Here is a 26732-nt window from a genome sequence, read left to right as displayed (position 1 = left end):
CGGAGCGAGGGAGCATGGCAGAGGAACCGGCCGGACCACCAGCACCGGAAGCGACCTTGAAGCCGAACGCGATCGGCTTCGTCGACGCGCTCGTCATCGGATTGAACGCCACCTCCCCGGCCTACTCCGTGGCGGCCGTCATCGGACCGATCGTGGCACTCGTCGGCATCTACGCCCCAGGGGTGCTCTTCGCCTCCTTCGTGCCGATGCTGCTGATCGCTTCGGCGTTCTACTACCTCAACAAGGTGGACCAGGACTGCGGCACCACGTTCTCGTGGGTGACCCGCGCCATGGGGCCGTGGACCGGGTGGCTCGGCGGCTGGGCCATCGCGATGACGGGCGTTCTGGTCGTCGGGTCGCTGGCGGATGTGGCCGTCAGCTTCGCCCTGATGGCCGTCGGCCTGGACAGCTGGGTCGAGAACGATTTCGTGCGCCAGCTTCTCACCGTGCTCCTGATCCTGGTCATGACGGGTCTGTGCGTCATCGGCACAGAGCTCTCGGCCAAGGTCCAGAACGTCCTGATCCTGGCTCAGGTGGCCTTCCTGCTGGTCTTCGTGATCGTGGCGCTCTACCGCGTCTACGCGGGTACGACCGATTTCGACTCCATCAAACCCTCGGCCGAGTGGCTCAACCCCTTCGGAGCGGGCGGTGCGGCGCTCACAGGCGGGCTGCTTCTGGGCGTGTTCATCTACTGGGGCTGGGAGTCGGCCGTCAATCTCACCGAAGAGGTCGAGGACTCCGCCACCGCGCCCGGTAAGGCCGGCGTCTGGTCGACCGTCATCCTGCTGGTGACCTACCTGTCCGTCGGCTTCGCGGTCGTCGGATTCGCCGGAACGGCATACCTCGCCGACAACGCGGACGAGGAGGAGTTCATCTTCGCCCTCCTCGCCGGCGAGGTGATGGGCGGCTGGGACTGGATCGTGCTGCTCGCGGTCGCCACGTCCGCGCTGGCCTCGACCCAGACCACCATCATCCCCGCGTCGCGCACGGCGCTGTCGATGGCCCGCCGCCACGCGCTGCCGGCGCACTTCGCGCGTATCCACCCCCGGTTCCGGACCCCTGACGTGAGCACCTGGTGGGTGGCCGGCATCGCCATCGCCTGGTACCTCGTCGTCAACCGGATCAGCGAGAACGCCCTGTTCGACTCACTGACGGCCCTGTCCCTGCTGATCGCCTTCTACTACGCCCTCACGGGTGTGGCGTGTGCGATCTACTACCGCCGCCATCTGACCGAGAGCCTCCGCAACCTCGTCCTCATCGGCATCGGCCCACTGGTCGGTGCCGGGTTGCTGACCTGGCTGCTCGTACGGTCGGTGATGGACATGGCGGACCCGGAGAACTCCTACACAGGAACCTCGTGGTTCGGGCTCGGCCCGCCACTCGTCATCGGCATCGGCATCAGCGTGGTCGGTGTGGTGATCATGGTGGTGTGGCGTCTCAGGTCGGCCACCTTCTGGACCGAGCGGCGCAGTGTGGTCGACCCGGACCTCGTGCACGGTAAGGAGTCCTGATGTCGGTGGTCCTCGGGTACGACGAGTCGCCCGGTGCCGCGCGCGCCCTGCGCATCGCGATCGAGGTGGCCGCGGCATTCGGCGAGCGGCTCGTCCTGGTCTACGGTGCTGCGCCTCCCGGCCCGGCCGGCGAGGAGTACAGGTCTCACTACGAAGCCATCCGCCAAGCGGGGCGAACCGGCCTGGAGCATGCCGTCGAAGCCGCCGACGAGGCCGGCGTACCGGCCGCCGTCGAGGTCATCGACAAGAACCCGGCCCAGGCGCTGATCGACGCCGCCTCACGCCACGAGGCGCGGGTCATCGTCGTCGGCAGCTGGGGCGAGAGCCCCATGCGAGGCGCCCTGCTCGGGTCGACCCCGCACAAGCTCCTGCACCTGTCGACCGTTCCGGTGCTCTGCGTGCCGACCGAGGTGTGAGCTGCTGCTGCCCAGGCCTCGGGGAGCGCGGTACAGCGGTTGACGCCAAGCCTCGGCGCCCTCCACCTGACCCGCGCTCCGGTCCACCTGGACGACGATGACGCCGCCCTTGCGCTGAACGCGCACTGCCCCGACATCAGCGCCGCCCGTATCGGATACGGGCTCGCGTGGCGAAGAACGGGAACAGCAGCCGGCCGGCCGCTACGTCCTACTTCTCCTCCGGCTCCCAGGCGCGGAGCAGGTCGAGCAGCCCTGCGTCTCCGTCAACGTGCAAGGAGGCGGCCGGAATACGGTCGTACAAGTAGAGGACCAACTCACTGGCCGTGCCATGGACGGAGGCGCCGACTACGCCCGAGTCCTCGTCTGTCGCGGCAGTGTCCGCGGGGATGCGGGTGACGCGTGCGCCGTTGCCGTCGACCGTGAGGCGCCAGGAGCGGCCCTCGGCAGCGTGGAAGTCGAAGGCCGTGGGCTTGTGCGGCCAGGCACTCGGCGTCGCGCAGACGGTGAACAGGAACTCCTCCACACCGTCGAGTGCCACTTCGACCGGCAGCGGCTGCGAGGCGCCCCCGGCGAGCTGGGCGTCGTACGTGTGCACCGCGGTCTCCTGGACCCGGTGCCGGGCGGTGCCGCCGGCGGTCTGCGGTGACTGCGACGCGGGCCACCACGTCCAGCAACCGCTCTCCGGTCCTGCCTCGCGCAGGGCGCTCACCAGTAGTTGCGTCGACGCGGCCAGCCAGGCCAGCAGGGCCTCACGCTCCCGCGGCACTTCCAGAGCGGCCCGCGCAGCGGTGGCCTCGGCCGGGGGAGCGTCGGCAGGCCCCGCGCCGACGATGGCGGCCCAGAAACGGTCTCCCCCACCCAGGTGCTTCACCAGATCGAACAGCGTCCACCCGGGGCAGGTCGGCACCTGCACATCGAGGCTGGGAGCGGCGGCGACCACGGCGCGGAGGGCGCCCGACCGTTCGTCGATGAGTCGCAGCAGGTCAGGGAAGTCCATAGTGTTTTGCACGCCGGATGTCTATCACTGCGCCCCGTGCGACCGCACGCGGATTTTCATGATCGCCCTCGGCAGCGGGGAACTCGCGGTAGGCGTAAGCGTCCCGGATCTCCCACGCGTGCTCGTACGCCGTTGGCTTGCGCTCGGCGTACTGCTTCACGCACGAGACGTCCTCGATGCCGAGCTGCTCCCCGAGGTACTCCACTACCGCCCACGGAACGTCCAGCGGGTCGTCAGGGAGGAACCGGCTGATGTAGCGCACGGTGCACATCTGAAGGGCGAACCCGAGCCGACCGTGGTCACCGCGCCGCTTCGCGATCAGGTTGTGGTCCTCGTCGTCGAGGAAGAAGAACCGCTCCAGCTCCGGCCGGTCGGCTCCTCGTTGAACTTCCCGTACGAACCGGCCTGCTCATCGGTCAAGAACTCGCCGGCATGGCCCCGAAGCTGACGACGCCCGCAGCCGATCGGTGATCTTCCGCCGAACTCCCCTTCCGGGCCGACCGCCTGTGCTAGGGAAGCGCGGTACCGGCAGCGCCGTCGGTGCGCTGACGGCTGTAATGGCGTGCCGCGCGGGCGCGGTTCCCGCAGGAGGGTTTGCACCATTCCTGCCGCCCGTGGCTCTTGACGAAGTAGCGCACGCAACGCGGCGCGGTACATGCCCGCAACTCCCCGTGCCGGGGGCCACTCAGGAAGTCGATGGCGGCACGGGCGAGTTGTGCGACAAGACGGATCGACAGGTCGTCCTGCGCCGACAACAGCCGGGCGGTGGGGGCTCCTTCGAGGGGCCAGACGAGCTGCGGGGCGACCGGCTCCCGGGCGGCGACCGTATTGAGGTGAGCGATGGCCCGGTCGGCAGGCATCAGCCGATGGGCGTCCGCGGGGCTGGGGGGAGCGGGACTGACCGCGCGGGCGAACAGGGCACGGACCGCCCGCCGCACCTCGATGACCGCGAGCCTGAGGTTCTCGTCCACCACGAGCTCGCCGGACGGGGCGGCGCCGCCGGGCAGTTCGCCCTGGTCGTGAATCCAGAGGGCCGTGTCCCGGACCGTGGCGAGGTCGTCGGTGACACCGCCGTCCCCGTCGTGGCGAATCGTGCTCGCCAGGTCCAACGCCAGCCAGCGTTCCATGGAGGCTTCCCTTTTTCTTCCGCGAACGGTCGACAACCACTTGAGCACATCTCCCCGCGCCGCCTAGAGTACCTAACGGTAAATCAGAATTTACCGTTAGAAGCTGAGGTGGCTGCACAACTCCCGGGCGCACGCCGTCGGCCCGTGAACGCCACCGGAGAAGAAGGAGGAGCGATGACGCTGCTTGCCCACATCAGCGACCTGCACCTGGACGGCAGCGACAGAGCGACCCGACGTGCCACTCGCGTCATGGACCACCTGCGCGCCCTGCCGCACCCGGTCGACGCCCTCCTGGTCACCGGGGACATCGCCGACCACGGCGAGGAAGCCGAGTACGAGGAGGCGAAAGGCATCCTGGCCGCGTCCTTCCCGGTGCTGACCTGCCCCGGCAACCACGACGCGCGCCCCGCGTACCGCAAGGCCCTGCTGGGAGAGACGCCCGATCCCGGCCCCGTCAACGAGGTCCACCACATCACCGGCACCGCGATCCTGATGTGCGACTCCACCATCCCGGGCCGTGACGAGGGACGCCTCGACGCCCGGACACTGGCCTGGATCGACGCCACGCTCGACGCCCTGCCGCAAGGGACACCGGCGCTCATCGCCTTCCACCAGTCGCCGGTCGACCTCCATCACCCGCTCCCCGACTCCGGCAAGCTCGAACAGCCCGAGGAACTGGCCGACCTGCTCAGGAGGCACCCGCAGGTGGCCGCCGTTCTCACCGGCCACGCCCACACCGCCGCCGCCTCGACCTTCAGCGGGCTTCCGCTGATCGTCGCTCCGGCCATCACCTGGACCCTGCGCATGCCCTGGGAGGGAAGCGCCCCCGCGGACCGCGAGCAGCCACCCGGACTCGCCTTCCACGTCCTCGACGACCAGGCACGGCTGACCACACACTTCCGCGTCGTGCTCTGAGCCCTCGGCCGACCGCCTACACGTCGGCCCCGTACCTCCCGTACTCCGGCAGCCCTGTCGATTCGTACATGTGAATCGCCAGTCCGCCCGGTGTCGTCCGACTGCGCAGGAGCCGCAGGCCGACCGGGGCGCCGCCGTCCGGGAACAGGCGGCGGCCCGTGCCCACGACCACCGGGGCGATCGCGAGACGCAGTTCGTCGACCAGTCCCGCCGCCAGCAGGGACTGACCCAGCCGACCGCTGCCGTGGATCTGCAGGTCCCGACCGGACTGCTGCTTCAGTTCGGCGACCTGGGCAGGGATGTCGCCGGACAGGATCGTGGTCCGGTCCCACGCGGCCTCGGTCAGGCTGTGGGAGGCGACGTATTTCGGCAGGCCGTTCAGAATGCCGGCGAACGGGTGCTCGGTCATCTGCGGCCAGTCCCGTGCGAAGTTCAGGTAGGTTCGGCGGCCGAACAGGAACGCATCCGCCGTGGCGAGCCAGGTGCCGGCCTGCCGTTCGAACTCCTCGTCCATGTGCGGAACGAACCACCCGCCCCGCGTGAACCCGTCACTGGTGTCCTCGTCCGGCGATCCCGGGCCCTGGTAGACGCCGTCCAGCGACAGGAACTCCTGCAGTACCAACCTCATCGCGCACCACTCTCTTCTCTGGGGGCCGGACGTTTCCGTAGCTCCCTGTGAGACACCGGGCCGCCGGAGAACTCATCGGTCCCGGCTCCGCAGACCGCAGGCTCCCCCTACAGAACCAGATGACGGTGATGTTCGCCGTCACCGTCACGCGGACGGCTGACGACGGTGGGCTGCCGCCACGGGCACCGCTGCGCCGGTCCTCGTCCGGACGCATGGACAGCCGTTCCGGACGCTGAGGCATGGCAGTTCGGGGCCCGCAGGCACACGCTTGCGTCATGACACAGAAAGACGAGAAGGCGCCCGTCGACGTACTGGTGACCGGTGGTACCGGCAAGACCGGCCGCAGGGTCGTGGCCCGCCTCCGCGAACAGGGCGTACGGACACGCGCGGCCTCGCGGTCCGGGGAGACCCGGTTCGACTGGGCGGACCCGGACACCTGGAAGGCCGCCCTGGAAGGAGTCACCGCCGTCTACATCGTTCCGCTGGACACCTCGCCCTCTCCGACGCCTGCCCTGGTCGAGCTGGCAGTCGCGAGCGGGGTGGAACGCCTTGTGCTGCTCTCGGCCCGGGGCGTCGACGTGCCCGGCTACTTCGGCGAAGCCTACGAAGGCGAAGGTCCGCACAGGGAGGGCGAGGCGGCCGTGCGGGCCTCCGGGGCGGACTGGACGATCCTGCGGCCCGGCTGGTTCGCCCAGAACTTCAGCGAGGGGGTCTTCCTCGACGGCGTGGCGGGCGGCGAACTCGCGTTGCCCGTCGGGGACGGAGCCGCCGCGTTCGTCGACGCGGACGACATCGCGGCGGTGGCCGTCGCCGCACTCACCCAGGACGGCCACACGGGCGAGGTGTACGAACTGTCGGGCCCCCGTGCGCTCGGCCTCGCCGAGGTCCTCGACGAGATCGCGAGGGCGACCGGCCGGCGTGCGTCGTACGTCGGAGTGGACGATGCCGCGTTCAGGGCCGGGCTTGTGGCCCAGGGAATGCCGGAGGCCGAGGCCGCGCTCTGGGCCGATGCGCTCCTGCCGATCCGCACGGGCAGGGAGGCCCAGGTCTCCGACGGGGTGCGGCGGGCACTCGGCCGGGCACCGCGTGACTTCGCCGACTTCGTCCGGGACGCGGCAGCCGAAGGGGCTTGGCGCTGAGTGACAGCGGCGAGGAGCATACGGGTGGGTCGATGCCCGTACGCATCCTGCGCGATCAGGCTGTCGGGGCGGCGGCCCGGCCCGGTGCGCGGTCGACCGCCTCCAGGCGATACGTGCTCGGGCTCTCGCCCCGGAGTCTCTTGAATGCCGCGCTGAAACCGAACGCGTCCGCGTACCCGACCTGGCGAGCGACCGCCGCCACGGTCAGCTCGGGGCGGCTCAGCAGATCGGCGGCCAGGGTCATCCGCCACTCCGTCAGATACGCGACCGGGGCCTCCCCGACGAGCTCGGTGAACCGCTTGGCCAGTGTCGTACGCGACACTCCGGACCGGGCCGCCAGGCCCGCCGTCGTCCAGGGGTGCGCGGGGTCCTCGTGAATCGCCTGCAGCGCGGGACCCGCCACCTCGTCCCCGAGTGCCTGGTACCACCCCGGCGACTCGGCCTCCGGGCGGTCGAACCAGTCCCGGAGCGTGCACACCAGCAGCCAGTCCAGCAACCGGTCGAGCACGATCTGGCGGCCCGGACGCGTCCCGGCTATCTGCACCTCCAGGTAGTCCCGCATCGCCGTGCAGTCATGGCCTTCCGGTACGACAAGAGCCGGGGGCAGGACCCGGAGCAGCCGCTGCGGAACCTGGGCCCGCACGTCGTAGGCCGCCGCCAGCAGGACGGTGGTACCGCCGAGTTCGTGATCCGGGTCCTGCCCGCTCCCCGGATCCTCGCTCCAGCGCACCTCCCGCGCGCCCGCTCCCGGCTGCCGGGTGATGTCGTCGGTGAAGGTGAACGGCGCGGGGCCCCGGACGATCGCGGCTTCGCCGAGTCCTACGTGCCGCGGTTCACCGCCCTCCGGCACGATCCACCCGGCACCTCGCAGGGGCACGCAGAAGGTCAGGTACGCCCCGTCGGTGAATCGCAGCGACCACGGCGGCCACAGCATCGACCGGCCGAACACTGCTCCCCGGCCCCGCACACTCCGCAACAACTCGTCGAACACGTCCATGGCGCAACGATATGCAGCCGTTCAGGCAGCGGACACGGAGAACAGCAGACAACTGCTTGTCGCGTGGGCGAGCAGACGGTCCCCGGCGTCGAGCAGCTGTGCCTCGGCGAGCGCGGTGCGGCGGCCGCTGCTCACGACTCTTCCCACAGCCCGGACCCTGCCGGTCCCGACGGTGACCGGGCGCAGGAACTTCACGGTCAGGTCCAGGGAGGTGTATCCGGTGCCGCGCGGCAGTGTGGACTGGACGGCACAGCCGGCCGCGGAGTCGAGCAGGGTGGCGAAGATGCCGCCGTGCACGCTGCCGATGGGGTTGTAGTGCTCCTCGCCCGGGAGCAGTGAGAACACGGCGCGTCCGTGCTCGACCTCGTCGAGGTTGAAGTCCACGGTCGCTCCGACCGGGGGGCCGGGGAGGCGGCCGGCCGCGATGTCACGGAGGAATTCCAGGCCGGTGCCCCGGCCGACGGCGGCCGCCGTGACGGCCGGGTCCTGCCATTCGTAGGTGCGAGATCGCCCCATGGTGCTGCCTTTCGCTGACTATGTCAGGTGAAGCTAGCCAGGTCCGCAGCTGACTGTCAACAATGAAGTCAAGCGGTCTATCATCGTCGGATGGAGTGGCTGGAGACGAGTACGGAGAACTGCCCGGTCCAGCGCACGCTCGACATCGTCGGCGAGAAGTGGACGCTGCTGATCCTGCGTGACGCGGCCAACGGCGTACGGCGCTTCGACGACTTCCACCGTCATGTGGGGTTGTCCGAAGCGGTCCTCTCGGACCGGCTGCGCAAACTGACGGCCGCCGGGATCATGCGCACGGTCCCGTACCGGGAACCGGGCCGACGCACCAGGCAGGAGTACCGCCTGTCCCGGAAGGGCTGGGAGCTGTGGCCCGTCCTGGTGGCCCTGCGGCAATGGGGCGAGACGTACGCCGTGGACCCCGAGGTGCCCGTGCTCGACCTTCGCCACACCGCGTGCGGTGGGCCGGTGCGCGCGGTCGTCGAGTGCGCCGCGGAGCACCTGGCGCTCGACCCGTCCGACGTCGAGGTCACCTCCGGCCCCGCCGCAAGGCCTTCGTCCCAGGCGCAGTGACGAGCACCCACCGGGACTGATGAACGCTGTCTCCCGACGCATGGACCGTCACCCCTCACTGGTTTGGGCACGCCGGGCACGCCTGGCCGGTCGGGGGCGGCACGTGGGGTTACGGTCGCGGCATGGACGGTGATCGCCAAGGGTGGCGCCAGTGTTTCCTCAGCGGAGCGGTGTTCGCCGTGTGCATGGCGGGCACCACGCTGCCGACCCCCCTCTACGGCCTCTACCAGGACAAGTTCGGGTTCTCCGAGCTGACGGTGACCGTCGTGTACGCCGTCTATGCCTTCGGGGTCATCGGTGTGCTGCTGCTGGCCGGCAACGTCTCCGACGTCGTGGGCAGGCGGCCCGTACTGCTGGCGGGCCTGGGGTTCGCGGCGGCGAGCGCCGTCTGCTTCCTGTGTGCCACCGGGCTGGGCTGGCTGTTTGCGGGGCGGTTGCTGTCCGGCCTGTCCGCGGGCCTGTTCACCGGGGCCGCCACGGTGTACGTGATGGAGCTGGCACCGTACGGCGGCGCCTCCCGGGCCACGTTCGTGGCGACTGCCGCCAACATGGGCGGGCTGGGCTGCGGCCCGTTGCTTGCCGGGGTGCTCGCGCAGTACGCCCCCTGGCCCCTGTACCTGCCGTTCGCCGTGCATCTCACCCTGCTGGCCGCCTGTGCCGCGATCACGGTGGGACTCGGGGAGACCGTACCGGAGCGACGTCCGCTGAGTACCGTAAGGCCGCGGCGGCCCGGCCTGCCCCCGCAGGTGCGGTCGGTGTTCGCGCCGGCCGCGATCGCCTCGTTCGTCGGGTTCGCGCTCTTCGGCGTGTTCACGTCGGTCAGCCCGGCGTTCCTCGCGGAATCCCTTGATGTGGACAACCACGCGGTGAGCGGACTGGTCGTCGCGCTGGCCTTCTTCGCCTCGACCGCCGGGCAGCTGGCAGTCGGCAGGGTCGGCGTGGCGCGATCGCTGCCCCTGGGCTGCGCCGGTCTCCTCGCCGGGCTGGCGCTTCTCGCGGGAGCACTGCGATGGGACCTGTTGTTCCTGGTGGTGCTGAGCGCGCTGGTCGGCGGAGTGGGGCAGGGGCTGGCGTTCCGCGGGGCGCTGTCCGCGGTGGCCGGGGCGTCTCCCGAGGACCGGCGCGCGGCGGTGATCTCGACCCTGTTCGTGGTGGCGTACGCGGGAATCTCGGTGCCAGTGATCGGTGTGGGAGTGCTGTCGGGTCCCATCGGCCTGGAGGGTGCGGGGCTGGTGTTCATCGCGTGCATGGCCCTCCTGGTGTCGACCGCGGCCGTGTACCTGCTCCGGCGGCCGGTGCGGGCGGGGATGTGAGGATGTCCATGGGTGCGGGCGGAGGCGATGCCCGTGCCTGTGAACCGGGATGGACGATGCCGCTCCATCCCCTACGCCGCCCCGGGCAGGGGCGCGCCAAGGAGGTTTCGACCATGCGGGGTTCAGGTGCCCGACGCGCTGTAGGCGGTGCGCTCGCCATGCTGCTGGTCACCCCTGTGGCGGCCTGCGGCCAGGACGTCCCCCCGGCCTCGCCCGCGTTCCCGGCCTCGTCCGCTGCGACGGGGGTGGGGCCGAGCCCGGGCGCGGGGGAGTCCGCCCCTGAATTCGAGGAGCTCGAGCGCAAGTTCGGTGCCCGGCTGGGTGTCTACGCTGTCGACACGGGCAGCGGACGCGAAGTGGCTCACAACGACGGAGAGCGGTTCGCCTACGCCTCCACGTTCAAGGTGCTCGCCGCCGGTGCTGTGCTGCGGAAGTACTCCCTGGACGGGATGGGACGGACAGTCAGGTACTCCCCGGATGAACTGGTCCCGCCCTCTCCCGTGACGTCGAAGCACACTGGGAGCGGGATGACCCTGGGCGCCCTCTGTGACGCCGCCGTCCGCTTCGGCGACAACACCGCTGCCAATCTGCTGCTCGACCAGGTGGGCGGCCCTCGGGGACTGGATGCCGAACTCCAGGAGATCGGCGACGACGTGACGCGGATGGAGCGCCGCGAGCCGCAACTGAACGACTGGACCCCCGGTGCCACACGGGACACGAGCACGCCGCGGGCCCTGGCCGCAGACCTGCGCGCGTTCGTCCTGGGCGACGTCCTGGGCACGGGTGAACGAGCACAGCTCACGGAGTGGCTACGCACCAGCACCACCGGCACCGGGCTCGTCAGGGCCGGAGTGCCCGACGGCTGGGAGACCGGCGACAAGTCGGGGGCCGGCAGCACGTACGGCACCCGCAACGACATCGCTGTGGTGTGGCCGCCGGGCGCCGCCCCCATCGTCATGGCGATCATGTCGAACCGCACCGAGGACGGGGCAAAGTACGACGACCGGCTGATCGCGCAGGCGGCATCCGTGGCCGCCGAGTCACTGTCCTGACGGCAGAGTCGCGCTGAGGGCCATCGGGGCCGGGACGAGGCCCCCGAAGGCGCCGTCAGCGCCGTCCCAGCGTGGCGGTGAAGCTGCGGCCATGGGCGTGACGGGTCGTGACGTCGAGGCGAGTGCCGCCGAGGACGCGGCGGACGCGGACGCCGTCGTCGGCCGAGAGGGCCCGCAAGGCCGGTCCGTGGATCGTGACCGAGACCGTGCTCCGCTGCGTCGTGGGATCGGACACCGCGACCGAGCACGTGCCGTCGGGAGCCCGGCGAAGCATCACCGACGCCGCGCCGTCGATGGTGAGGCGGTCGGCACGGTGCCTGCCCGGGGCGAAGGAATTGGCGGCGACCACTCCCAGGCGGGTGTGCGTGACGGCCTGCAGGCGGGCGGTGTTGGCCAGTACGGAGAGCGGGCCATGGGCGTAGGCGGCCAACTGCCGGGCCGAGGCGTTCGGGACGAGGACGTGCGCCATCGCGGCCGGCCGCTCCCCGGCGGCCTGCTCGTACGAGAGCGTGAAGATCTGCTTGGTGACCGGGGTGTCGGGATTGGTCAGTCGTACGACACGCCGGCTGCGGGTGACTGCGCCGAGTGCGACAGCCGGCCGAGGGCCGGACAGGAAGACGTACCCGATCGCGGCCCCCTGTTCGGCATCGGCGTAACGCAGCCAGGCCAGTGGGGCGGTCCCGGTGCCCTGCCAGGGCGTCCCGTCACGGAGGGCCCCGGTGAGGGTGACGGGCGCTGAGGGAGCGGCGATACGGCTGTCGACGCTCGTGGTCACCGCGCGGTCCGCGAGTCCGGCCACTCCTGCGGCGAGGACCACTATCTCGTCGTCGAACATGAACCACGACTTGGTGGCACGGGCCCCTTGGTAGGCGACGAAGTCGTCGGGGAGTTCGCCCGCCTGCTCGGCGGTGTACGCCGCGTCGTCGGACTGGACGAGACCGGCCACACCGTAAGGGCCCAGACGGGTGCCGCCCGAGAAGGCGTGGCTGCCGCGGGGGAAGTAGACGTAGGCGTTCTGCGACTCGGACGATGCGGTGAAGCCGCGCTCGGGGTTGTCGTACCAGAGCGTCCCGTAGAGCTCGGGGACGGTGCGGCGCGTCTCCACCGGAGCGGTGACGCCGGCCAGGCGGTACGGGGAGACGGCCGTGAAGTAGTCGATGCCGAACGACTGCCGCTGGTCCTTGCCGGAGAGATAGAGGTAGTGCGCGCCGTCGCCCTGGAACCACGGCATCAGGTTCTCGCCGCTCATGTACTCGTACTTGCTGATGCGCGCGGAGCTGCGGGTCAGGGCGAACGCGTAGCCGGGCCGCCGGTGGACGGTCCTGTCCATCGCGTTGAACGCGGTGTGCGAGGCGGCTGGACCGAGGTCCCTCGCGGGTGCCGAGGACTTCAGGATGCCGGCGTAGCGGGCGATGCTGACGGGGGAGACGAAGGAGGCCGCGTCGAGGCCGGCCTTCGAGGCCAGACCGACGTACTTGACGTAGCCCTCGAGCGCCTCGGTGTCACTGCCGGTGGTGTACGCGGAGAGGTCGACGACGGCCTCCACGACGGCGGCGACGTCCGCGTACCCCGTGCCGGTCCGCGAGACCGCGCGGCCCTTGACGATCTCCATCATCCAGCCTTCGAAGATCAGCGGGGCGAAGGCGTCGGCGACCCAGCCCTGCACGACACCGACAAGGCTGTCGCCGGACACGTAGCCGGTTCCGTCGAGGATCTTTATCGTCTGGACGATGCGGGTGAGCAGGCCCTTCCCGTAGGAGCCCGTGTACGCGACGGAGCCGTGCTGGACGAAGGAACCGTCGGCGTAGAAACCGTCCGTGACGCCGTGCCGCGGGTTGTACGGGTCGATCGTCGCGAAGACGGTCAATTGGTCGGCTACGGCCTTCGCGATGCGGACCTCGTCGCCGAGAACGGCACCCTGGAGGATCCGGTTCGTCGTGATGTCGGCGAGATTGGCGCCCGTGTGGAATCGCGAGTCCAGATCGACGTCGCCGTCCCTGCCGTTGCGGAGGTAGGCGTCCATGGAGGCCACATAGGTCGTGGCGAGCTCAGGCCGGTACGCCGTGAGTTCGTCCGCCAGAAGGACGAGGATCTTGGTGACGTAGGCGGAGATTCCGATCTCCCAGTGGAACCAGTTGCCGTAGTAGCCCTTGGCCTGATCGCCGTAGTACGCGTCGTGGAGGTGGACCAGGCCGTCGATGACCCGCCGCCGGACCGCGCTGTCGTCGCGGAGCTCCGAGGCGCCGGTACCCGGAAGAGCGGTGGCGAGGGCGATGTCGTACAGGTACTGGAAGGACAGGCTCAGGTTGGGGTCGCTGGTCCCGAGCGGGACGCCCGCGAAGAGTTCGCCCTGTCCGGCGCTGTCCATCGCGGCGAGCCTGGTACGAGCTGTCGCCTGCAGGGCGGCGAGTTTCGGTGCGACCTCGGGGCGGGCGTTGGCTTCGGTGGTGCCGGCGAAGATCGCGACGGTGTTGCGGACCAGAGCGTCATGGTCGGCCACTGTGCGGCCGGACGCGTCCGGCTCGCGCCGGACCGCCGCTCGGGCTCGAAGTGTCTGGGCCACGGTCAGCAGGGTCACCGCCGGGATCATGGACAGCACGGAACGACGCGAGAACTCCACCTGAACGCTCCAAAGTCCGGCCGAAAGCGCTTGTCCTCAGCCAAGCAACGGGTTCTCGCCCATGTCAACGGGGCGGATGGAGGGTTCGCCGGGAGAGTGGTGCTGCCACGGCGGCACAAGCGGGAGATATGGTCGGAAACCAGCCGAACGTCGTCCACCCGGAGCTCCGCCGCCATCGCCGGCCCGTCACGGTGCGCCGTGGATACCCTGGGCACATGCTGATCATGAACACGGAAGACGATGCGCAACTGGCTCTGGCGGCGGCACGGGCAGGAGCGACCGTGGTCCGCGACATGTACGGGGAATCCCTGGAGCGGTTCGAGAAGTCCGACGGCGACTTCGCGACAGGCGCGGACCTCGCGGCGGAGAAGGCGATCCTCGGCATCCTGAGATCCGCCCGACCCCACGACGCCGTGACGGGAGAGGAGAGCGGACACAGCGGCGCGGACGGAGCGGAGCGCAGATGGCTCGTCGACCCGTTGTGCGGGACGCTGAACTACGCCGTACACACCATGCTGGCCTCGGTGAACGTGGCCCTGCGGGTGGGGCGCGACATCACCGTGTCCGCTTCAGCCGACCCGTTCAGCGGTGAGGTCTTCTGGACCGACGGCAGGCGCGCCCGGCTCCGAAGGGGCGAAGTCGACGAAGAACTCATCCCCTCGGCCGCATCCCGGCTCGTCGACGTCAACCTCGACCCGCCCTTCCCCAACGCACCGGACTTCCGGGCAGCTCACCTCCTCGCCGCCCCAGGGTTCACCGACCACTTCCGGCCACGCGTCGTCTCCACGACCCTGGCCGTCGCCTGGGTGGCTGCCGGCCGAAGAGCCGCCTACGTCACCGACGGCCACCTGAGCGACTCCGTACATTTCGCTGCCGGAATCGCCCTGTGCGAAGCCGCCGGGTGCGTGGTGACCGGCATCCACGGCCAGCCACTGCACACCGGCGCAGGTGGACTGATTGCCGCAGCCGACCAGCGGACCCACACCACGTTGCTGGAGATGATCCGGAACCAGGCTGCGGCTTCCCCAGCCGCTTCGGGCTGAAGCTTTGGCGGGTGCGATCAGGAACCGGTGTCATCCGCCGAACGCGGCGGAAGGGGTGCCGAGATGGCCGGCCACCAGGGTGGGATGGGTCAGCTGGGGGTAGTGACCCGCCCCCTCGATCTCGACCACGGGACAGTTGACGGCCGAGACCAGCGGGTCGGCCGAGCCCGCCACGATCCGGACCGGCACGGTCACCCGGTCCAACAGCACCCGCGACCGCCGGCGTTCGGTCATGTCCGTGCGCAGGGCCGAGACTGCCCGGCGTGCCGCTCCGGGACGGCGGAGGTCCGCCGCGGCGCTCTCCGTCTCACGACCCTCGGGCACACCGAGTGCCCGGGCCAGCCGGGCGGCGGACATGCGGCGCATCATCGCGGCGGCCGCGCCCGAGCGGACGAACCGCGGAGCGGGTGCCTGCAGGAACGACGGGGAGATGAGGACGAGCCCGCTGATCCGGTCCGGTCGGTCGACGGCGAAGCGAAGCGCGGGTCCGCAGGCGACGGAGTGCGCCACGAGCACGGGGCGGCTCCGTATCGGGCTCAGAAGGTCGGCCAGCCATGTGTCCACCGACCGGGAGGTGGCCGAGGATCGCCCCAGCCCCGGCAGATCGGGGGCCAGGACCGGCCCCGGGAGGCGGGCGGCGAGCGGCGCCCAGAGGTCGGCGTTCATCGGCAGTCCGTGCAGCAGGACATGGGCGGGGCGGTACCGCTCTCCGATCACCCAGGTCCTGCTGCCCGCCACGGAGTGGAAGCCGTACGGGCTGTGCCAGGGCGTCGCGGAGCCGAAGCGGGCGGCCACCAGCTCGTCGGCCCACGCGCGCAACGCGTCGGCGGCCGGGGGCATTTCCAGTCCCGCCGTCGCGGCGAAGGCTCGGGCTGAGGCCGTCGGGTAGCGGTCGGCCGACAGGAACGACAGCGTCTCGGGATCGGCGCCGGTCAACCCGCGCGGCAGGCGCCGCAGGAGGCCGACGGGAACGGTCCTGCGAGGGGCCCGCACGCCTGTGTGGCGGGCGATCGTTCCGATCAGCTCGGGGAGATGGGGCGTGGAGTCGTCCAGCACCCAGTAGTGCTCACCCCGGGGCGATGCGGGGATCTCGGCCAGAAACCGTACGAGGTGGTCGATCGTCGTGACCGGCACGAAGGTGTCGGGCCCGCCGGGCGAGGCGGGGAGGCGCCCGTTCCACAGGTTCTCGACGAGCGTGGCCAGACCGATGTACTGACCGGGCCCGATCACGGTGGCCGGATTGGCGATGGTCAGCGGAACCCCCAACTCATCGGCCCGGGCACGCATCGCGAGATCACCCTCGGCCTTCGACGCCTCGTACGCTCCGAGCGCGGAGTGGTCGGGACGGCTGCCGGCGGCGCTCACCCGGTAGCCGCTGATGTGCACCAGTCGGCGCAACCGGGGCAGACCGGCAGCCCACTCGAGGACGTTGAGGGCCCCGGTGACGTTGGTCGCCCGGGCCTCCGGCGAATCGAGGCCGAAGGCGAAGCGGCCGGCGGCGTTGTAGACGTCGCGCACCTCGGGCAGTCCGGACAGTGGTCGGGTGATATCGGCGGCGAAGATTTCCAGTCCGCCGGTGTCAACTCCCTGTGCGGCCAGCCACGGAGTCAGGGTGTCGTGACGGACGGCTGCGGCCACCCGCTGACCCCGGGTGAGCAGTTCCGCGACGAGGGAGCGGCCGATGAAGCCGGTCGCGCCGAAGACAATCGCATCCATGAGGCTCCTTGATGGATCGGTCTACATATTTTTTGCACCGCGAAAAGGGCCCGCAGACGACAGCGGGCCGTGTCAGCTCATGAGGACGTCGACCTGGCGGGCGACGCGATCCAGCGGCTCCCTGCTGCGGTGTGCCCGGGCCAGCAGAAGTGCTCCTTCCACGAGCGCCAGGATCGTGACTGCGAGGTCGTCGGCGTCGGGACGGCCCGTCAGTTGTACGCGCAGGGCGGCTTCCCAGGAGGTGTAGACCTCGGAGCATGCCTCCTGCAGCGGATCGTTGACGGCGGCCGTTTCCAGCGCGACGGTGGCCACAGGGCATCCCTTGCGCCAGCCGGACTCCTCCAGTCGGTCGCCCAGGTGCCGCAGCACCCCGTTGACGAGCTCGGCCACCGACGAGCCGGAGTCGGCCGGCTCGCCCAGGGCGACTCCGATCGACTGTCCGGCGCGCCGGACGGACTCAGCGACCAACTGGTCCTTGCCGCCCGGGAAGTGGAAGTAGAGCGAACCGCGGGGCGCGCCACTGGCGGCGATCACCTGGTTGAGTCCGGCGCCGTAGTAGCCCCCGGCCTCGATCAGCTCCTGTGTCGCAGTCAGCAGCTTGTCCCGTGTTTCGGTGCCCTTCTGTCCCATGGCGTAAAACTAGACCGATCTACATATTAGTTCAAGGGGTAGGTGGCCGAGCGGGCCTCTCTTCGGCGGGAGTCGTCGGCGGCGCGATGGTCGGAGGGGGATGGGAGACTTCCCGGCATGACCGATTCGGAGTCGAAGGCGGACCTGCTCCACTACTTGCAAGCCGCCCGTGATGCCTTGCTGTGGAAGCTCGACGGCCTCGCGGAGTACGACATCCGTCGTCCGCTGACGCCGACCGGCACGAATCTGCTGGGCCTGGTCAGGCACCTCACCGGCGTGGAACTGGGCTACTTCGGGGACACGTTCGGGCGGCCGTTCTTCGATGAACCGCCGTCCTGGTACGGGGAGGACGCCGAACCGGGGGCGGACATGTGGGCCACCCCGGATGAGTCCCGCGACATGGTCGTGGGGTTGTACCGCCGGGCTTGGGAGCACGCGGACACCACGATCGCCACGCACGGTCTCGATGCTGTCGGCCGCGTCCCCTGGTGGCCGGAAGAGCGGAGCCGTGTGACGCTGCACCACGTGCTGGTACGCGTGCTCGGCGACACCCAGCGGCACGCCGGGCACGCCGATATCGTCAGGGAACTCATCGACGGGGCCGTCGGGATGGCGAAGGGCAACGACAACATGCCGCCGGGCGATCAGTCGTCGTGGGAGAGCTACCGAGGCCGGCTGGAGCGCGCCGCGCAGGAGGCCGGTCGCGGCTGATCCCTCCGCCGATGCCGGGGTGGACGCGTTCGCATCGACGGGTGGGGGAATGGTAGGGACCGGCTACTGCTCCGCTCGCGTCCGACCCAGTCGCTGCTGACCGGACGCCATCGGGTGCGCAGGGCCGCCGCCGCGGGGCTCGCGCGGGTCCGCGCTCTCCCGCCTCGCCGACGGGCAGGCGTGTCGTCGGCCGCCCGGACGTCCTCGCGCGACAGGGGACGGCCGGTAGCCGGAGCGACCGCCCCGCCCCGCCCCGCCCACTGATGGAGAGGCGCGGGTGGGATCCTGCTGCCGCCCGACAGGGGCGCCTCGCTCCTTCGTGTGTTGGCTGAGCCTTCATCACCTCGACATCAGGTGGTGCTCGGTCCGTGTGTCGCGGGATTCAGCATGGTTGCGATGGGCATGTCAATCGTAGCCGCGTGACCCCCGACGCGCGTCGACCAGGAGGCAGCAGTGAAGAGCAGAGCACGAGTCAGCAGGGTGTCGCTCGTGGTGGGCAGCGCCCTGGCCATGGTCATCGCGACTTCCGGGAGCGCGTACGCCGCCCCGCCCGGTGCTTTGCCCCTCAATGCCGATGGTATGGAGCAGTCGTTCCAGCCCGCTTACGACTACGACACGGACGGCTGCTACTCCACGCCCGCCATCGGGCCGGACGGGACCATAGCCCCCGGCCTCAACACCACCGGTGCCGTCAACGGGAGTTGCCGTGACGCCTCGGACCTGGACAACACCAACGGGTACGCCCGCTACAAGTGCAACAACGGCTGGTGCGCGATCATCTACGGTCTCTACTTCGAGAAGGACCAGGCAGTGGCCGGCAGCGGGCTCGGCGGGCACCGACATGACTGGGAACATGTCGTGGTGTGGGTGCAGAACAACGAGGCCCGCTACGTATCCACGTCCGCTCACGGCGACTTCGACATCTACGGTCGCGATCAGATCCGGTGGGACGGAACACATCCCAAGATCGTGTACCACAAGGACGGTGTGAGCACCCACTGCTTCCGCCCCGCGAACTCCAACGACGAGCCGCCGGAGAACCACTATCACGGATGGCAGTTCCCCAAGCTGGTCGGCTGGAACGGCTACCCGGCCGGTCTGCGGGACAAGCTGACACAGGCGAACTTCGGGAGTGCCGTCTTCGGCCTCAAGGACGGCAACTTCAACAGTCACCTCGAGAAGGCCAAGCCGGCCGGCGTCCCGTTCGACCCCAACGCCTGACGAGCCGTTCGGCGCCCGGGAGGCAGGCGTGCGGCCGGGAAGTCCGCACGTCCGCCTCGCCGGCCCCGAGGCCCGGCGGGTTTGCCGGGTGATGTCTCTCGTCATCCCTTTCGCGTACGCCGGATTCCCGCTCGGCTTGCGGTCGTTCCCGTGCCGGAGCGTGCGCAACGTCTTGACGTGCCCCTGGCATGATGGCTTTATGGGAGCGCTCCCACATTTCTGGCTGATGTTTCCTGGCGCTCATCCTCTGGAGTCGTAATGAGAACAACTGGACGTACGAGACGTAAGAGCCCGGTCACCGTTCTGCTGACCGCTCTGGCCGCCTTACTCGGGCTCGTCGTTGTCGGGATTCCGGGCCCTGCCGCGGCTCAGGCCCGGGCGCAGGCCGACGAAGCCGGCGCGCTCGCCACCGGCCTCCATATCAGCGACGGCCGTCTGCTCGAGGCCAACGGCAACGACTTCGTCATGCGCGGCGTCAATCACGCCCACACCTGGTACCCCGGCGAGACGCAGTCGCTGGCCGACATCAAGGCCACGGGCGCCAACACGGTCCGCGTGGTTCTCTCCGACGGACACCGCTGGAGCAAGAACAGCCCCGCGGACGTTGCGAGCATCGTCGACCAGTGCAAGGCGAACCGTCTCATCTGTGTGCTGGAGGTGCACGACACCACTGGTTACGGCGAGGACGCGGCGGCCGGAACGCTCGACCATGCCGCTGACTACTGGCTCGGCCTGCAGAGCGTACTCACCGGTGAAGAGAACTACGTCATCATCAACATCGGCAACGAGCCCTGGGGCAACAGCAACCCCGAAGGCTGGACCGAGCCCACCACCTCCGCCGTCAAGAAGCTGCGCACCGCGGGGTTCGAGCACACGATCATGGTGGACGCGCCGAACTGGGGCCAGGACTGGCAGGGCGTCATGCGTGCCAACGCCCAGACCGTCTACGACGCCGACCCCACCGGCAACCTGATCTTCTCGATCCACATGTACAGCGTCTACAACACCGCCGACAAGGTCACCGACTACCTGAACGCGTTCGTCGACGCCGGCCTGCCGATCCTGATCGGTGAGTTCGGAGGGCCCGCCGACCAGTACGGCGACCCGGACGAGAACACCATGATGGCCACCGCCCAACAGCTCAAGCTCGGCTACCTGGCCTGGTCCTGGAGCGGTAACACCGACCCGATCCTCGACCTGACGATCGACTTCGACCCCACCAGGCTCAGCTCCTGGGGCGAGCGCATCTTCAACGGCGTCAACGGCATCGCCCAGACGTCCCGGGAGGCCACCGTCTTCGGCGGCGGCGAACCGGGAGACACCGAGGCCCCGAGAGCCCCCGGCACCCCGACCGCTTCGGCCGTGACGGCCACCTCCGCCACCCTCAACTGGACCGCCGCCACCGACAACGTCGGCGTCGTGGGCTACGACATCGTCCGCGTCAGCGGCGGATCCGAGACCGCGGCCGCCGCCTCCTCCACCAACAGCGTCACGGTGAGCGGCCTCACCGCCGAGACGTCCTACACCTTTGCCGTCTACGCCCGCGACGCGGCCGGGAACCGCTCGACCCGCTCGGCGACCGTGGCTGTCCTCACCGACAAGGGCACCGGTACACCCGGAACGGCCTGCTCCGTCGGCTACCGAGTGGTCGGTGACTGGCCCGGCGGATTCCAGGGCGAGATCATCATCCGTAACACCTCCACCACGGCGATCAACGGATGGAAGCTGGCCTTCTCGTTCGCCGACGGCCAGACCGTGAGCCACGCCTGGGGCGGGTCCTTCACGCAGAACGGCGGTGCGGTGAGTGTGGCCCCCGCCTCGTACACCTCCGCCATACCCGCCGGCGGTTCGGTCACCGTCGGCTTCAACGGCGCCCGGGGTGCGACCAACACCGCCGCGACCGGATTCACCCTCAACGGGACCACCTGCGCCACCTCTTGATCAGGAGTCCTGAGCATCGACTGACCGGCGTGGGGCACGCGCTCACGCCGGTCAGTACGCAGTGGCGGGTGAGGCGGCTGCCACACCGTCCTGCGCGGCGTCGCGAGGTTCTGCCGCGGACGCCCGCACGTCAGCCGGGCGACGGACCCTGGCCGCTCTCCGTGAGCAGCATCGCCAGATGGTCGGCGAATTCGGTGAGCCGGTCCAGCCGAGGTCCGCTGCGTGCTCTGCGGAATCCGTGGCGCCGACCCCAGAACGCGGCCTGGACGGCATGAAGCTGAGCCCATCGCCGGACGCGTACGCGATCGAGTTCCGCAGCTTCGGCGAAGGCGTCCAGAGCGCGGAGGACGGCCCGGTGGAGGTCGTCCGCCCCGAACATCGTCAAGGCGCGCGATGTGAGCAGCGTGCCGCCGTCGTAAGCGGGATCTCCCGCGTACCCCTTCGGATCGACTGCCAGCCACGGCTCACGGTCGGCGCGCAGGATGTTTCCGCCGTGCAGGTCACCGTGGACGAGAGTGTCGGGCTGGACCCGGCCCAGTTCCCGGACGGTCGCCACTGCTGTGTCGACCACGTAGGGCGACAGCGCGTGCGTCAGCTCCTCGGCATCCTTGCGCAGCTGCTCCTCCCAGGATTCGGCCAGCCCCCGCAGCCGGGGCAGGCCGGGCGGCGCGGGGACCGCCAGTCGGCGGCTGAGCCTTCCGGCGACCGTCACCACCTCGTCGTCGTCCTCGACCTCCGCGAGGGTCGACGCCCGGACCCGCTCCAGGAGCATGGCGAAGGACTCGTCATACCGCTCGTGCAGCAGGACGGCTCCGCGCCCGCCCCACACCGCGAACGCGTCCGGCTCGTGGACGTTGCCGGGGTGGGGGAAGGACACCTTCAGTACGGCGGCCCCGCCGTCCCGCCGCCGTACGGGAACGATGATCCCGACACCCCCGTGCATCACTTCGCCGTCCGGCACGCAGTCCCAGCGGGCCAACAACTCGTCGACGACGGTGGGCAGGACCGCGAGCCACGCCGCCCCGGGTTCTCCCTCGCGCGCGATGGTGCTCCCCGAGAACGCCTCTGGTGTCCCGATCATCCAGGCACCCTACGCGCAGGGCCGGCGCCCGGATCCGGTACGCCGGGACGACCGGTGCCCGTGCTGGGAGGACGGGACGCCTTCGATACCCAGCCTTCTGCCAGGGTGGCTTTCCTCAGCTGCGAGGTGGCCGAGGCCGTCCGGATCGGGCTGTTCGACAACCCCGGGATTTCGTCGCGCCGGCTCGAACTGCTCGACGGCGACGACCGCTCGACCGCAGTGAACGCACGGCATCGCCCGGTCGCGACCGCGTGGGCCGGTGGATGCGTACGCCCGACCCTAATGGTTCACGTGTTCGAATTAGGGGTACTCTGGAGGTATGGCATCGCACCAGGTCCAGGGGTCCCTCTTCGATCAGAGTGAAGACGTGTGTCTACGTCCGCTGGCCGGGCTGAGCAGGACCGGACTCGGCGACGGTGCCTGGATCGACCTGCTGCCCGGCTGGCTGAGTGGCGCCGACGTCCTGTTCGAACAGCTGGCCACGGATGTGCCCTGGAAGGCCGAACGCCGGCAGATGTACGAGCGGCTCGTCGACGTCCCGCGCCTGCTCGCCTTCTACCGCTCCGGCGAACGGCTGCCGCACCCCGCCCTCGACGAAGCACGCCAGGCTCTGTCCACGCACTACGCCGCTGAGCTCGGTGAACCCTTCACGACGGCCGGTCTGTGCCACTACCGCGACGGGCGCGACAGTGTGGCCTGGCACGGCGACCGCATCGGCCGGGGAGCGAGCGAGGACACGATGGTCGCCATCGTGTCCGTGGGAGCGCCCCGCGACCTGCTGTTGCGCCCGCGCCGCGGCGGTGCCGTCGTCCGGCGCCCCCTCGGGCACGGCGATCTGATCGTGATGGGCGGTTCCTGTCAGCGGACCTGGGAGCATTCCGTCCCCAAATCCGCGCGGGCCGCGGGAGGACGTATCAGCATCCAGTTCCGGCCCCACGGGGTGCAGTGACCGGGTAGGCGCCGGGCCCCGGCGGACCCCTTCATCGGCTCGACGTGAGCTGCCCCCAACTCGCCCCGCTGAAGGGGGAAGGCGTACCAGCAGGGGCGGTTGCCTCCCTACGATGTGGTCATGAAGATCTCCGGGCAGGAACAGCCGCTGATACGTGTCCTGCACGATGAAAGCCGCGCTGATCTGGTGGACCCGCACCGTGCACGGCCCATCCGTCTCTATCTGTGGGAATCGTCGGCCCCGCCCTCTGTACCTGCTCCGCTGATAGTTGTCTCGCACGGCACCGGCGGTTCAGGAAGCGACATGGAGTGGTTGGTAGGCCCGCTGCGCGAAGCAGGGTTCCGGGTGGCCGCCCTCGATCACCACGGAAACAACTTCGTCGACGGCTACGAGCCGGAGGGCTTCCTCCACGTATGGGAGCGGCCTCGGGATGTCTCGTTCGTGCTCGACGCACTCGCCCGCGAACAACCCCTGGGTCACGTCGGCGCGGCGGGCTTCTCCCTCGGCGCCTACACGGTGGCGGCGCTCGCCGGGGCCCGTATCGATCCGCAGATCCTTCAGGCCGTGCTGACCGGGAAGGCGCCCCTGCCAGAGGTTCCTGAATTCCCCGGGGTCCTGGAGGCGCTGAGGAAGAAGCACCCCGAGGACGAGACGTCGATGCGCGGTCTGCACGGCGCCGGAGCGGACCTCTCCGACTCCCGGGTACGGGCGGTCTTCCAAGTGGCCCCCGGAATCGGCAGCCTGGTCACTCCGGAGAGCTTGGCAGCCGTGCGCGTACCGGTGGAGATCCGCTGGGCCGGGGCCGACACGATCGCCCCGTACGAGGAGGACACCAGGCCGTATCTGGAGCACATCCCGACGGCTGGTGGCCGCTCGGTCGGCCCCGACGTCCGCCACGACGACTTCTTCGCCCCGGAACCCGCCGACCCTGCGGCCCGCGTCACCGTCGGCAGGGAAGCGGCCGCCTTCTTCCTGCAGCAACTGAGCTGACCCCCCGGGAACCGAGGCCACCACCACCGCCCGACGTACGTCGTCCTGACGGGCCCGCCTCGACCACCGGGCCCGGTCGACGGCTGTCTCGCCAGTAGCCTTGCGGAATGACCATGCACAAGGCCGTCGGCGCGAGCGTTGACGCGATGATCGAGGACCTCCGAACACTCGTGGAGATCGAGTCTCCGTCGCGCGATGCCGACGCCCTGCGGACATCGGCCGAAGCTGTCGCCGCGGTCCTCGAGTGTCGCCTCGGCGGGCATGCCGTCCTCATCGAGAGCCCAGCGGGGCCGCACGTCCACTGGTCGGCCGGTGGCGATCCGAAGGTTCTGATCCTCGGCCACCACGACACGGTGTTTCCGCTCGGCACCCTCGAACGCCGCCCGTTCATGGTCCAGGACGGACATGCGACCGGGCCCGGGGTCTTCGACATGCTCGGCGGTCTGGTGCAGGCCGTTCACGGTGTGGCGACGCTCGACGACCGGTCAGGCGTCGAGATCCTGGTGACCGCCGACGAAGAGGTCGGCTCGCGCTCCTCCCGAGCCCTCATCGAGGAACGAGCCCTGGCCTGCGGCGCTGTCCTCGTCGTCGAAGGCGCCGCCGACGGGGGAGGCCTGAAAACCGGACGCAAGGGCTGCGGCACGTTCCAGGTCTCCGTGACGGGCCGGGCGTCCCATGCGGGCCTCGAGCCCGCCGCCGGAGTCAACGCCCTCATCGAGGCAGCCCACCAGGTACTGGATATCGCAGCGCTGGGCCGGCCCGACATCGGCACGACAGTCACCCCGACCGTCGCCTCCGCAGGAACTCTGGACAACGTCGTTCCCGCAGAGGCGACCGTCATCGTCGACGTACGGGTCGAGTCGGCCGACGAGAAGGAACGAATCGAGTCCGCGTTCGCGGCACTGGCCCCGCATCTCGATGAGGCAGAGATCTCGGTTCAGGGTGAAGTCGGCCGTCCCCCGATGCCCGAATCGACATCGATCGAACTCTTTGGCGTGGCGCAGCGGATTCTCCCCGGCATCGAAGGCAAGTCGGTCGGCGGCGGAAGCGACGGCAACTTCACCGCCGCACTGGGGGTTCCGACACTCGATGGCCTCGGTGCGGTCGGGGGTGGTGCCCACGCGGACCACGAATACCTGGTGGTCGACGCCATGACGGAGAGGGCCACCCTCATCGCCGGACTGGTGAACGCGATTCGGAACGGGTAGGAGGACGCGGCGGGCCGCCGCCGCGTGGATGCTGCGCCGACCGGGGGCGACCGGCCCACCCTGCACGGCCCCGGCCGGTCTCGCTCGCCGACCATCCTGAGCATTCCCGCTTCCCATCCCCGGGTTGCGAAGCATCCCGACGGGTACGCAGCCTCCGGCCCCGGTCGAGAGCGCCGGCGGATCGTCACTGCGGTGAATGGCCGGGCCGTGCGCCTGGCCCCCTCCGGGCTGCCTACCTCGGCGCGTTCTCGATACCGCGCGCCACTCGTGAGAGCGCCCTGTATCTTGACGCGGTGGCGCACGCTCAGAACCACACCCCGGAGCGTCCCAGCATTGTGAACGGTTCGATCGCGGCAGCCGTGCGCGGCTCGTTCGGCGATGTCCGGTTCACTGACCGCACCCGGGGCAGCGAATTGTTCGTGAACCCGCTGATGGCCCTGTACTTCGCCTTCGACCTCCCGGGCTTGGCAGACCGCTGCCTCTACCTGGATCGCATCGAGGACACGTACCTGATGCGCCAAGTCCATTCGCGGATCGCTGAGTTCCGGGACACCGTGGTGACCCGCCCTCCCCGCCGCTTCCCGCATTAGCTGGGCTGTCGCGGAACGCCGGTGACACCTTTGGGCTCCAGCCAGGCCGAAGGCCGGGCACCAGGCCCGAGTTCCTCGAACGCGCAGACTACGGCCGGGCCGGGCCCGCTACTGCCGCACCCGCTGGTCGCAGACCGTTGGCGCACGGGCAGGATGCCGTCATGCGCTTTCCTCGTTCCTCGGACCACGAGCTGCTCGACGTCATCGACCGCTACGTCAACCCCACCGTCAACGGCACCGCGCGCTACCTCCATCTCCTCCACGGCAATTTCCTGCACGACGACGAGGACGTACGCGCACCCTTCCTGCAGTCCCTGCGATCAGCCGCCCAGGCGATCACCGACGACGAACTCGAGATCCTCTTGGAGAGCGAATGGCGCTCCCGCCTCACCGCTGCCTGGCTGATCGGTGCGAGCCGCCGTGAGCACTTCCGGGACGTGCTCGGGGACATGCTTCTCGACAGCCGACTGTGCTTCTCCGGTCAGGGCTACTGCTTCGCTCTCGCGCACTTCTGCACGGAGGCAGATGCCCTGCACCTGGCGGCCTACTTGGAGCGCTATCTCCAACGGCCTGACTGTCAGTACGACCAGCACTGGGCAATGAGTGCGCTCCTCCACATCGACAGCAGAGCCGGAACCGAGTACGCCACCCGCTTCCTCACCCCAGGAGGCATGTGGCAGCGGTGGAACGAAGCCCAGTTCAAGCCCTCGGTGCCGAGCCGGTTCATCGATGACCTGTGCGCATTGATCGACTCGCCCAGGTAGAAGGCTTTTCGTCCTGGCGGGGGTGTTCGGTAGGGCTGTCCCGTATCCGCCGACCACCGATGTGAGAAACCCTGTCCAGCCTGGTGTGAT

24 protein-coding genes and 2 pseudogenes are annotated in these 26732 nt (G+C 69.8%); 16 read left to right on the top strand and 10 right to left on the bottom strand.

Annotation, left to right across the window (positions count from 1 at the left end; genetic code table 11):
- Positions 1-14: 14 nt before the first annotated feature.
- Both ABZS61_RS23815 and ABZS61_RS23810 read left to right on the top strand, forming a co-directional pair.
- Positions 15-1511 (top strand): APC family permease, encoded by a 1497-nt coding sequence (locus ABZS61_RS23815; protein ID WP_356424664.1) that lies wholly within the window; start codon positions 15-17, stop codon positions 1509-1511.
- Positions 1511-1927, top strand: a complete 417-nt coding sequence (locus tag ABZS61_RS23810; protein ID WP_356424661.1) for a universal stress protein — start codon at positions 1511-1513, stop codon at positions 1925-1927. Before ABZS61_RS23815 ends, ABZS61_RS23810 begins: the two co-directional genes overlap by 1 nt.
- Before the next feature lie 208 nt (positions 1928-2135).
- Here the strand turns inward: ABZS61_RS23810 and ABZS61_RS23805 are convergent, their stop codons facing one another.
- From ABZS61_RS23805 to ABZS61_RS23795, 3 genes and pseudogenes are all read right to left on the bottom strand, one after another.
- Entirely contained in the window at positions 2136-2936 is an 801-nt protein-coding gene (locus ABZS61_RS23805) for a maleylpyruvate isomerase family mycothiol-dependent enzyme (RefSeq protein WP_356424658.1), read from the bottom strand.
- Positions 2929-3389 (bottom strand): annotated as a pseudogene (locus ABZS61_RS23800) (DUF4158 domain-containing protein); the annotation flags it as partial. The gene ABZS61_RS23805 and the pseudogene ABZS61_RS23800, both read right to left, overlap by 8 nt.
- A 44-nt stretch (positions 3390-3433) precedes the next feature.
- Positions 3434-4051, bottom strand: a complete 618-nt coding sequence (locus ABZS61_RS23795) for an ABATE domain-containing protein (protein WP_356424655.1) — start codon at positions 4049-4051, stop codon at positions 3434-3436.
- 174 nt (positions 4052-4225) lie between these two features.
- Between ABZS61_RS23795 and ABZS61_RS23790 the strand changes: the two genes are divergently transcribed.
- On the top strand, positions 4226-4966 hold the full coding sequence (locus tag ABZS61_RS23790) for a metallophosphoesterase (protein ID WP_356424652.1): 741 nt from the start codon (positions 4226-4228) through the stop codon (positions 4964-4966).
- 16 nt (positions 4967-4982) lie between these two features.
- Here ABZS61_RS23790 and ABZS61_RS23785 read toward each other — a convergent pair whose 3' ends face one another.
- Positions 4983-5594 (bottom strand): dihydrofolate reductase family protein, encoded by a 612-nt coding sequence (locus ABZS61_RS23785; protein WP_356424649.1) that lies wholly within the window; start codon positions 5592-5594, stop codon positions 4983-4985.
- Between the two features lie 275 nt (positions 5595-5869).
- Between ABZS61_RS23785 and ABZS61_RS23780 the strand changes: the two genes are divergently transcribed.
- Complete coding sequence (locus tag ABZS61_RS23780; RefSeq protein WP_356424646.1) at positions 5870-6733, top strand: NAD(P)H-binding protein; 864 nt, start codon at positions 5870-5872, stop codon at positions 6731-6733.
- A 55-nt stretch (positions 6734-6788) separates the two neighbouring features.
- Here the strand turns inward: ABZS61_RS23780 and ABZS61_RS23775 are convergent, their stop codons facing one another.
- Both ABZS61_RS23775 and ABZS61_RS23770 read right to left on the bottom strand, forming a co-directional pair.
- Positions 6789-7730, bottom strand: coding sequence for an AraC family transcriptional regulator (locus ABZS61_RS23775; protein ID WP_356424643.1), 942 nt, complete (start codon positions 7728-7730; stop codon positions 6789-6791).
- A 21-nt stretch (positions 7731-7751) separates the two neighbouring features.
- Positions 7752-8246, bottom strand: coding sequence for a PaaI family thioesterase (locus ABZS61_RS23770; RefSeq protein WP_356424641.1), 495 nt, complete (start codon positions 8244-8246; stop codon positions 7752-7754).
- Positions 8247-8336: 90 nt separating this feature from the next.
- Between ABZS61_RS23770 and ABZS61_RS23765 the strand changes: the two genes are divergently transcribed.
- The 3 genes from ABZS61_RS23765 to bla all read left to right on the top strand — a co-directional run bounded on the left by ABZS61_RS23765 (position 8337) and on the right by bla (position 11178).
- The gene (locus tag ABZS61_RS23765) at positions 8337-8813 is read left to right on the top strand and encodes a helix-turn-helix domain-containing protein (protein ID WP_356424638.1); all 477 of its coding nucleotides are present in this window, start codon (positions 8337-8339) and stop codon (positions 8811-8813) included.
- Positions 8814-8935: 122 nt separating this feature from the next.
- Complete coding sequence (locus ABZS61_RS23760) at positions 8936-10126, top strand: MFS transporter (protein ID WP_356424635.1); 1191 nt, start codon at positions 8936-8938, stop codon at positions 10124-10126.
- A gap of 113 nt (positions 10127-10239) precedes the next feature.
- Positions 10240-11178, top strand: a complete 939-nt coding sequence (gene bla, locus ABZS61_RS23755; RefSeq protein WP_356424631.1) for a class A beta-lactamase — start codon at positions 10240-10242, stop codon at positions 11176-11178.
- Between the two features lie 55 nt (positions 11179-11233).
- Here the strand turns inward: bla and ABZS61_RS23750 are convergent, their stop codons facing one another.
- Positions 11234-13798 (bottom strand): polysaccharide lyase family 8 super-sandwich domain-containing protein, encoded by a 2565-nt coding sequence (locus ABZS61_RS23750; protein ID WP_356424628.1) that lies wholly within the window; start codon positions 13796-13798, stop codon positions 11234-11236.
- 215 nt (positions 13799-14013) lie between these two features.
- Here ABZS61_RS23750 and ABZS61_RS23745 point away from each other — a divergent pair, with 215 nt between their 5' ends.
- Positions 14014-14841, top strand: a complete 828-nt coding sequence (locus ABZS61_RS23745; RefSeq protein ID WP_356424625.1) for an inositol monophosphatase family protein — start codon at positions 14014-14016, stop codon at positions 14839-14841.
- A 30-nt stretch (positions 14842-14871) separates the two neighbouring features.
- On the opposite strand, the gene ABZS61_RS23740 is transcribed toward ABZS61_RS23745, so the two are convergent.
- A complete protein-coding gene (locus ABZS61_RS23740) occupies positions 14872-16557 on the bottom strand; it encodes an alpha/beta fold hydrolase (RefSeq protein ID WP_356424622.1) in 1686 nt (561 codons plus the stop codon).
- Positions 16558-16629: 72 nt separating this feature from the next.
- Positions 16630-17187, bottom strand: coding sequence for a TetR/AcrR family transcriptional regulator (locus ABZS61_RS23735; protein WP_356424619.1), 558 nt, complete (start codon positions 17185-17187; stop codon positions 16630-16632).
- A 117-nt stretch (positions 17188-17304) separates the two neighbouring features.
- Between ABZS61_RS23735 and ABZS61_RS23730 the strand changes: the two genes are divergently transcribed.
- The 3 genes from ABZS61_RS23730 to ABZS61_RS23720 all read left to right on the top strand — a co-directional run bounded on the left by ABZS61_RS23730 (position 17305) and on the right by ABZS61_RS23720 (position 21060).
- On the top strand, positions 17305-17898 hold the full coding sequence (locus tag ABZS61_RS23730) for a DinB family protein (protein ID WP_356424616.1): 594 nt from the start codon (positions 17305-17307) through the stop codon (positions 17896-17898).
- 453 nt (positions 17899-18351) lie between these two features.
- Entirely contained in the window at positions 18352-19119 is a 768-nt protein-coding gene (locus tag ABZS61_RS23725; RefSeq protein ID WP_356424613.1) for an NPP1 family protein, read from the top strand.
- Positions 19120-19377: 258 nt separating this feature from the next.
- Complete coding sequence (locus ABZS61_RS23720) at positions 19378-21060, top strand: cellulase family glycosylhydrolase (RefSeq protein WP_356424610.1); 1683 nt, start codon at positions 19378-19380, stop codon at positions 21058-21060.
- A 130-nt stretch (positions 21061-21190) separates the two neighbouring features.
- On the opposite strand, the gene ABZS61_RS23715 is transcribed toward ABZS61_RS23720, so the two are convergent.
- Positions 21191-22141, bottom strand: a complete 951-nt coding sequence (locus tag ABZS61_RS23715; RefSeq protein ID WP_356424607.1) for an aminoglycoside phosphotransferase family protein — start codon at positions 22139-22141, stop codon at positions 21191-21193.
- Positions 22142-22460: 319 nt separating this feature from the next.
- Between ABZS61_RS23715 and ABZS61_RS23710 the strand changes: the two genes are divergently transcribed.
- The 5 genes and pseudogenes from ABZS61_RS23710 (at position 22461) to ABZS61_RS23690 (ending at position 26642) form a co-directional block, all read left to right on the top strand.
- Complete coding sequence (locus ABZS61_RS23710) at positions 22461-23090, top strand: alpha-ketoglutarate-dependent dioxygenase AlkB (protein ID WP_356424604.1); 630 nt, start codon at positions 22461-22463, stop codon at positions 23088-23090.
- 186 nt (positions 23091-23276) lie between these two features.
- Positions 23277-24080, top strand: coding sequence for an alpha/beta fold hydrolase (locus ABZS61_RS23705; protein WP_356424919.1), 804 nt, complete (start codon positions 23277-23279; stop codon positions 24078-24080).
- Between the two features lie 107 nt (positions 24081-24187).
- Positions 24188-25288 carry a M20 family metallopeptidase gene (locus tag ABZS61_RS23700; protein ID WP_356424601.1) on the top strand — a complete coding sequence of 367 codons (1101 nt, stop codon included), beginning with the start codon at positions 24188-24190 and terminating at the stop codon, positions 25286-25288.
- A 230-nt stretch (positions 25289-25518) separates the two neighbouring features.
- Positions 25519-25878: pseudogene (locus tag ABZS61_RS23695) on the top strand (hypothetical protein); the annotation flags it as partial.
- 161 nt (positions 25879-26039) lie between these two features.
- Complete coding sequence (locus ABZS61_RS23690) at positions 26040-26642, top strand: DUF6000 family protein (protein ID WP_356424598.1); 603 nt, start codon at positions 26040-26042, stop codon at positions 26640-26642.
- Positions 26643-26732: the final 90 nt, after the last annotated feature.

It is taken from the genome of Streptomyces sp. NPDC005566 (assembly GCF_040605575.1).
GTDB lineage: Bacteria > Actinomycetota > Actinomycetes > Streptomycetales > Streptomycetaceae > Streptomyces.
This window is presented reverse-complemented; position numbering and strand designations above follow the sequence as displayed.

What these genes read in the sequence shown, in the direction of transcription:
- ABZS61_RS23815 (WP_356424664.1), top strand. Translation starts at nt 15, where the DNA reads ATGGCAGAGGAACCGGCCGGACCACCAGCACCGGAAGCGACCTTGAAG.
- ABZS61_RS23810 (WP_356424661.1), top strand. Translation starts at nt 1,511, where the DNA reads ATGTCGGTGGTCCTCGGGTACGACGAGTCGCCCGGTGCCGCGCGCGCC.
- ABZS61_RS23795 (WP_356424655.1), bottom strand. Translation starts at nt 4,051, where the DNA reads ATGGAACGCTGGCTGGCGTTGGACCTGGCGAGCACGATTCGCCACGAC.
- ABZS61_RS23790 (WP_356424652.1), top strand. Translation starts at nt 4,226, where the DNA reads ATGACGCTGCTTGCCCACATCAGCGACCTGCACCTGGACGGCAGCGAC.
- ABZS61_RS23785 (WP_356424649.1), bottom strand. Translation starts at nt 5,594, where the DNA reads ATGAGGTTGGTACTGCAGGAGTTCCTGTCGCTGGACGGCGTCTACCAG.
- ABZS61_RS23780 (WP_356424646.1), top strand. Translation starts at nt 5,870, where the DNA reads ATGACACAGAAAGACGAGAAGGCGCCCGTCGACGTACTGGTGACCGGT.
- ABZS61_RS23775 (WP_356424643.1), bottom strand. Translation starts at nt 7,730, where the DNA reads ATGGACGTGTTCGACGAGTTGTTGCGGAGTGTGCGGGGCCGGGGAGCA.
- ABZS61_RS23770 (WP_356424641.1), bottom strand. Translation starts at nt 8,246, where the DNA reads ATGGGGCGATCTCGCACCTACGAATGGCAGGACCCGGCCGTCACGGCG.
- ABZS61_RS23765 (WP_356424638.1), top strand. Translation starts at nt 8,337, where the DNA reads ATGGAGTGGCTGGAGACGAGTACGGAGAACTGCCCGGTCCAGCGCACG.
- ABZS61_RS23760 (WP_356424635.1), top strand. Translation starts at nt 8,936, where the DNA reads ATGGACGGTGATCGCCAAGGGTGGCGCCAGTGTTTCCTCAGCGGAGCG.
- bla (WP_356424631.1), top strand. Translation starts at nt 10,240, where the DNA reads ATGCGGGGTTCAGGTGCCCGACGCGCTGTAGGCGGTGCGCTCGCCATG.
- ABZS61_RS23745 (WP_356424625.1), top strand. Translation starts at nt 14,014, where the DNA reads ATGCTGATCATGAACACGGAAGACGATGCGCAACTGGCTCTGGCGGCG.
- ABZS61_RS23740 (WP_356424622.1), bottom strand. Translation starts at nt 16,557, where the DNA reads ATGGATGCGATTGTCTTCGGCGCGACCGGCTTCATCGGCCGCTCCCTC.
- ABZS61_RS23735 (WP_356424619.1), bottom strand. Translation starts at nt 17,187, where the DNA reads ATGGGACAGAAGGGCACCGAAACACGGGACAAGCTGCTGACTGCGACA.
- ABZS61_RS23730 (WP_356424616.1), top strand. Translation starts at nt 17,305, where the DNA reads ATGACCGATTCGGAGTCGAAGGCGGACCTGCTCCACTACTTGCAAGCC.
- ABZS61_RS23720 (WP_356424610.1), top strand. Translation starts at nt 19,378, where the DNA reads ATGAGAACAACTGGACGTACGAGACGTAAGAGCCCGGTCACCGTTCTG.
- ABZS61_RS23715 (WP_356424607.1), bottom strand. Translation starts at nt 22,141, where the DNA reads ATGATCGGGACACCAGAGGCGTTCTCGGGGAGCACCATCGCGCGCGAG.
- ABZS61_RS23710 (WP_356424604.1), top strand. Translation starts at nt 22,461, where the DNA reads ATGGCATCGCACCAGGTCCAGGGGTCCCTCTTCGATCAGAGTGAAGAC.
- ABZS61_RS23700 (WP_356424601.1), top strand. Translation starts at nt 24,188, where the DNA reads ATGACCATGCACAAGGCCGTCGGCGCGAGCGTTGACGCGATGATCGAG.
- ABZS61_RS23690 (WP_356424598.1), top strand. Translation starts at nt 26,040, where the DNA reads ATGCGCTTTCCTCGTTCCTCGGACCACGAGCTGCTCGACGTCATCGAC.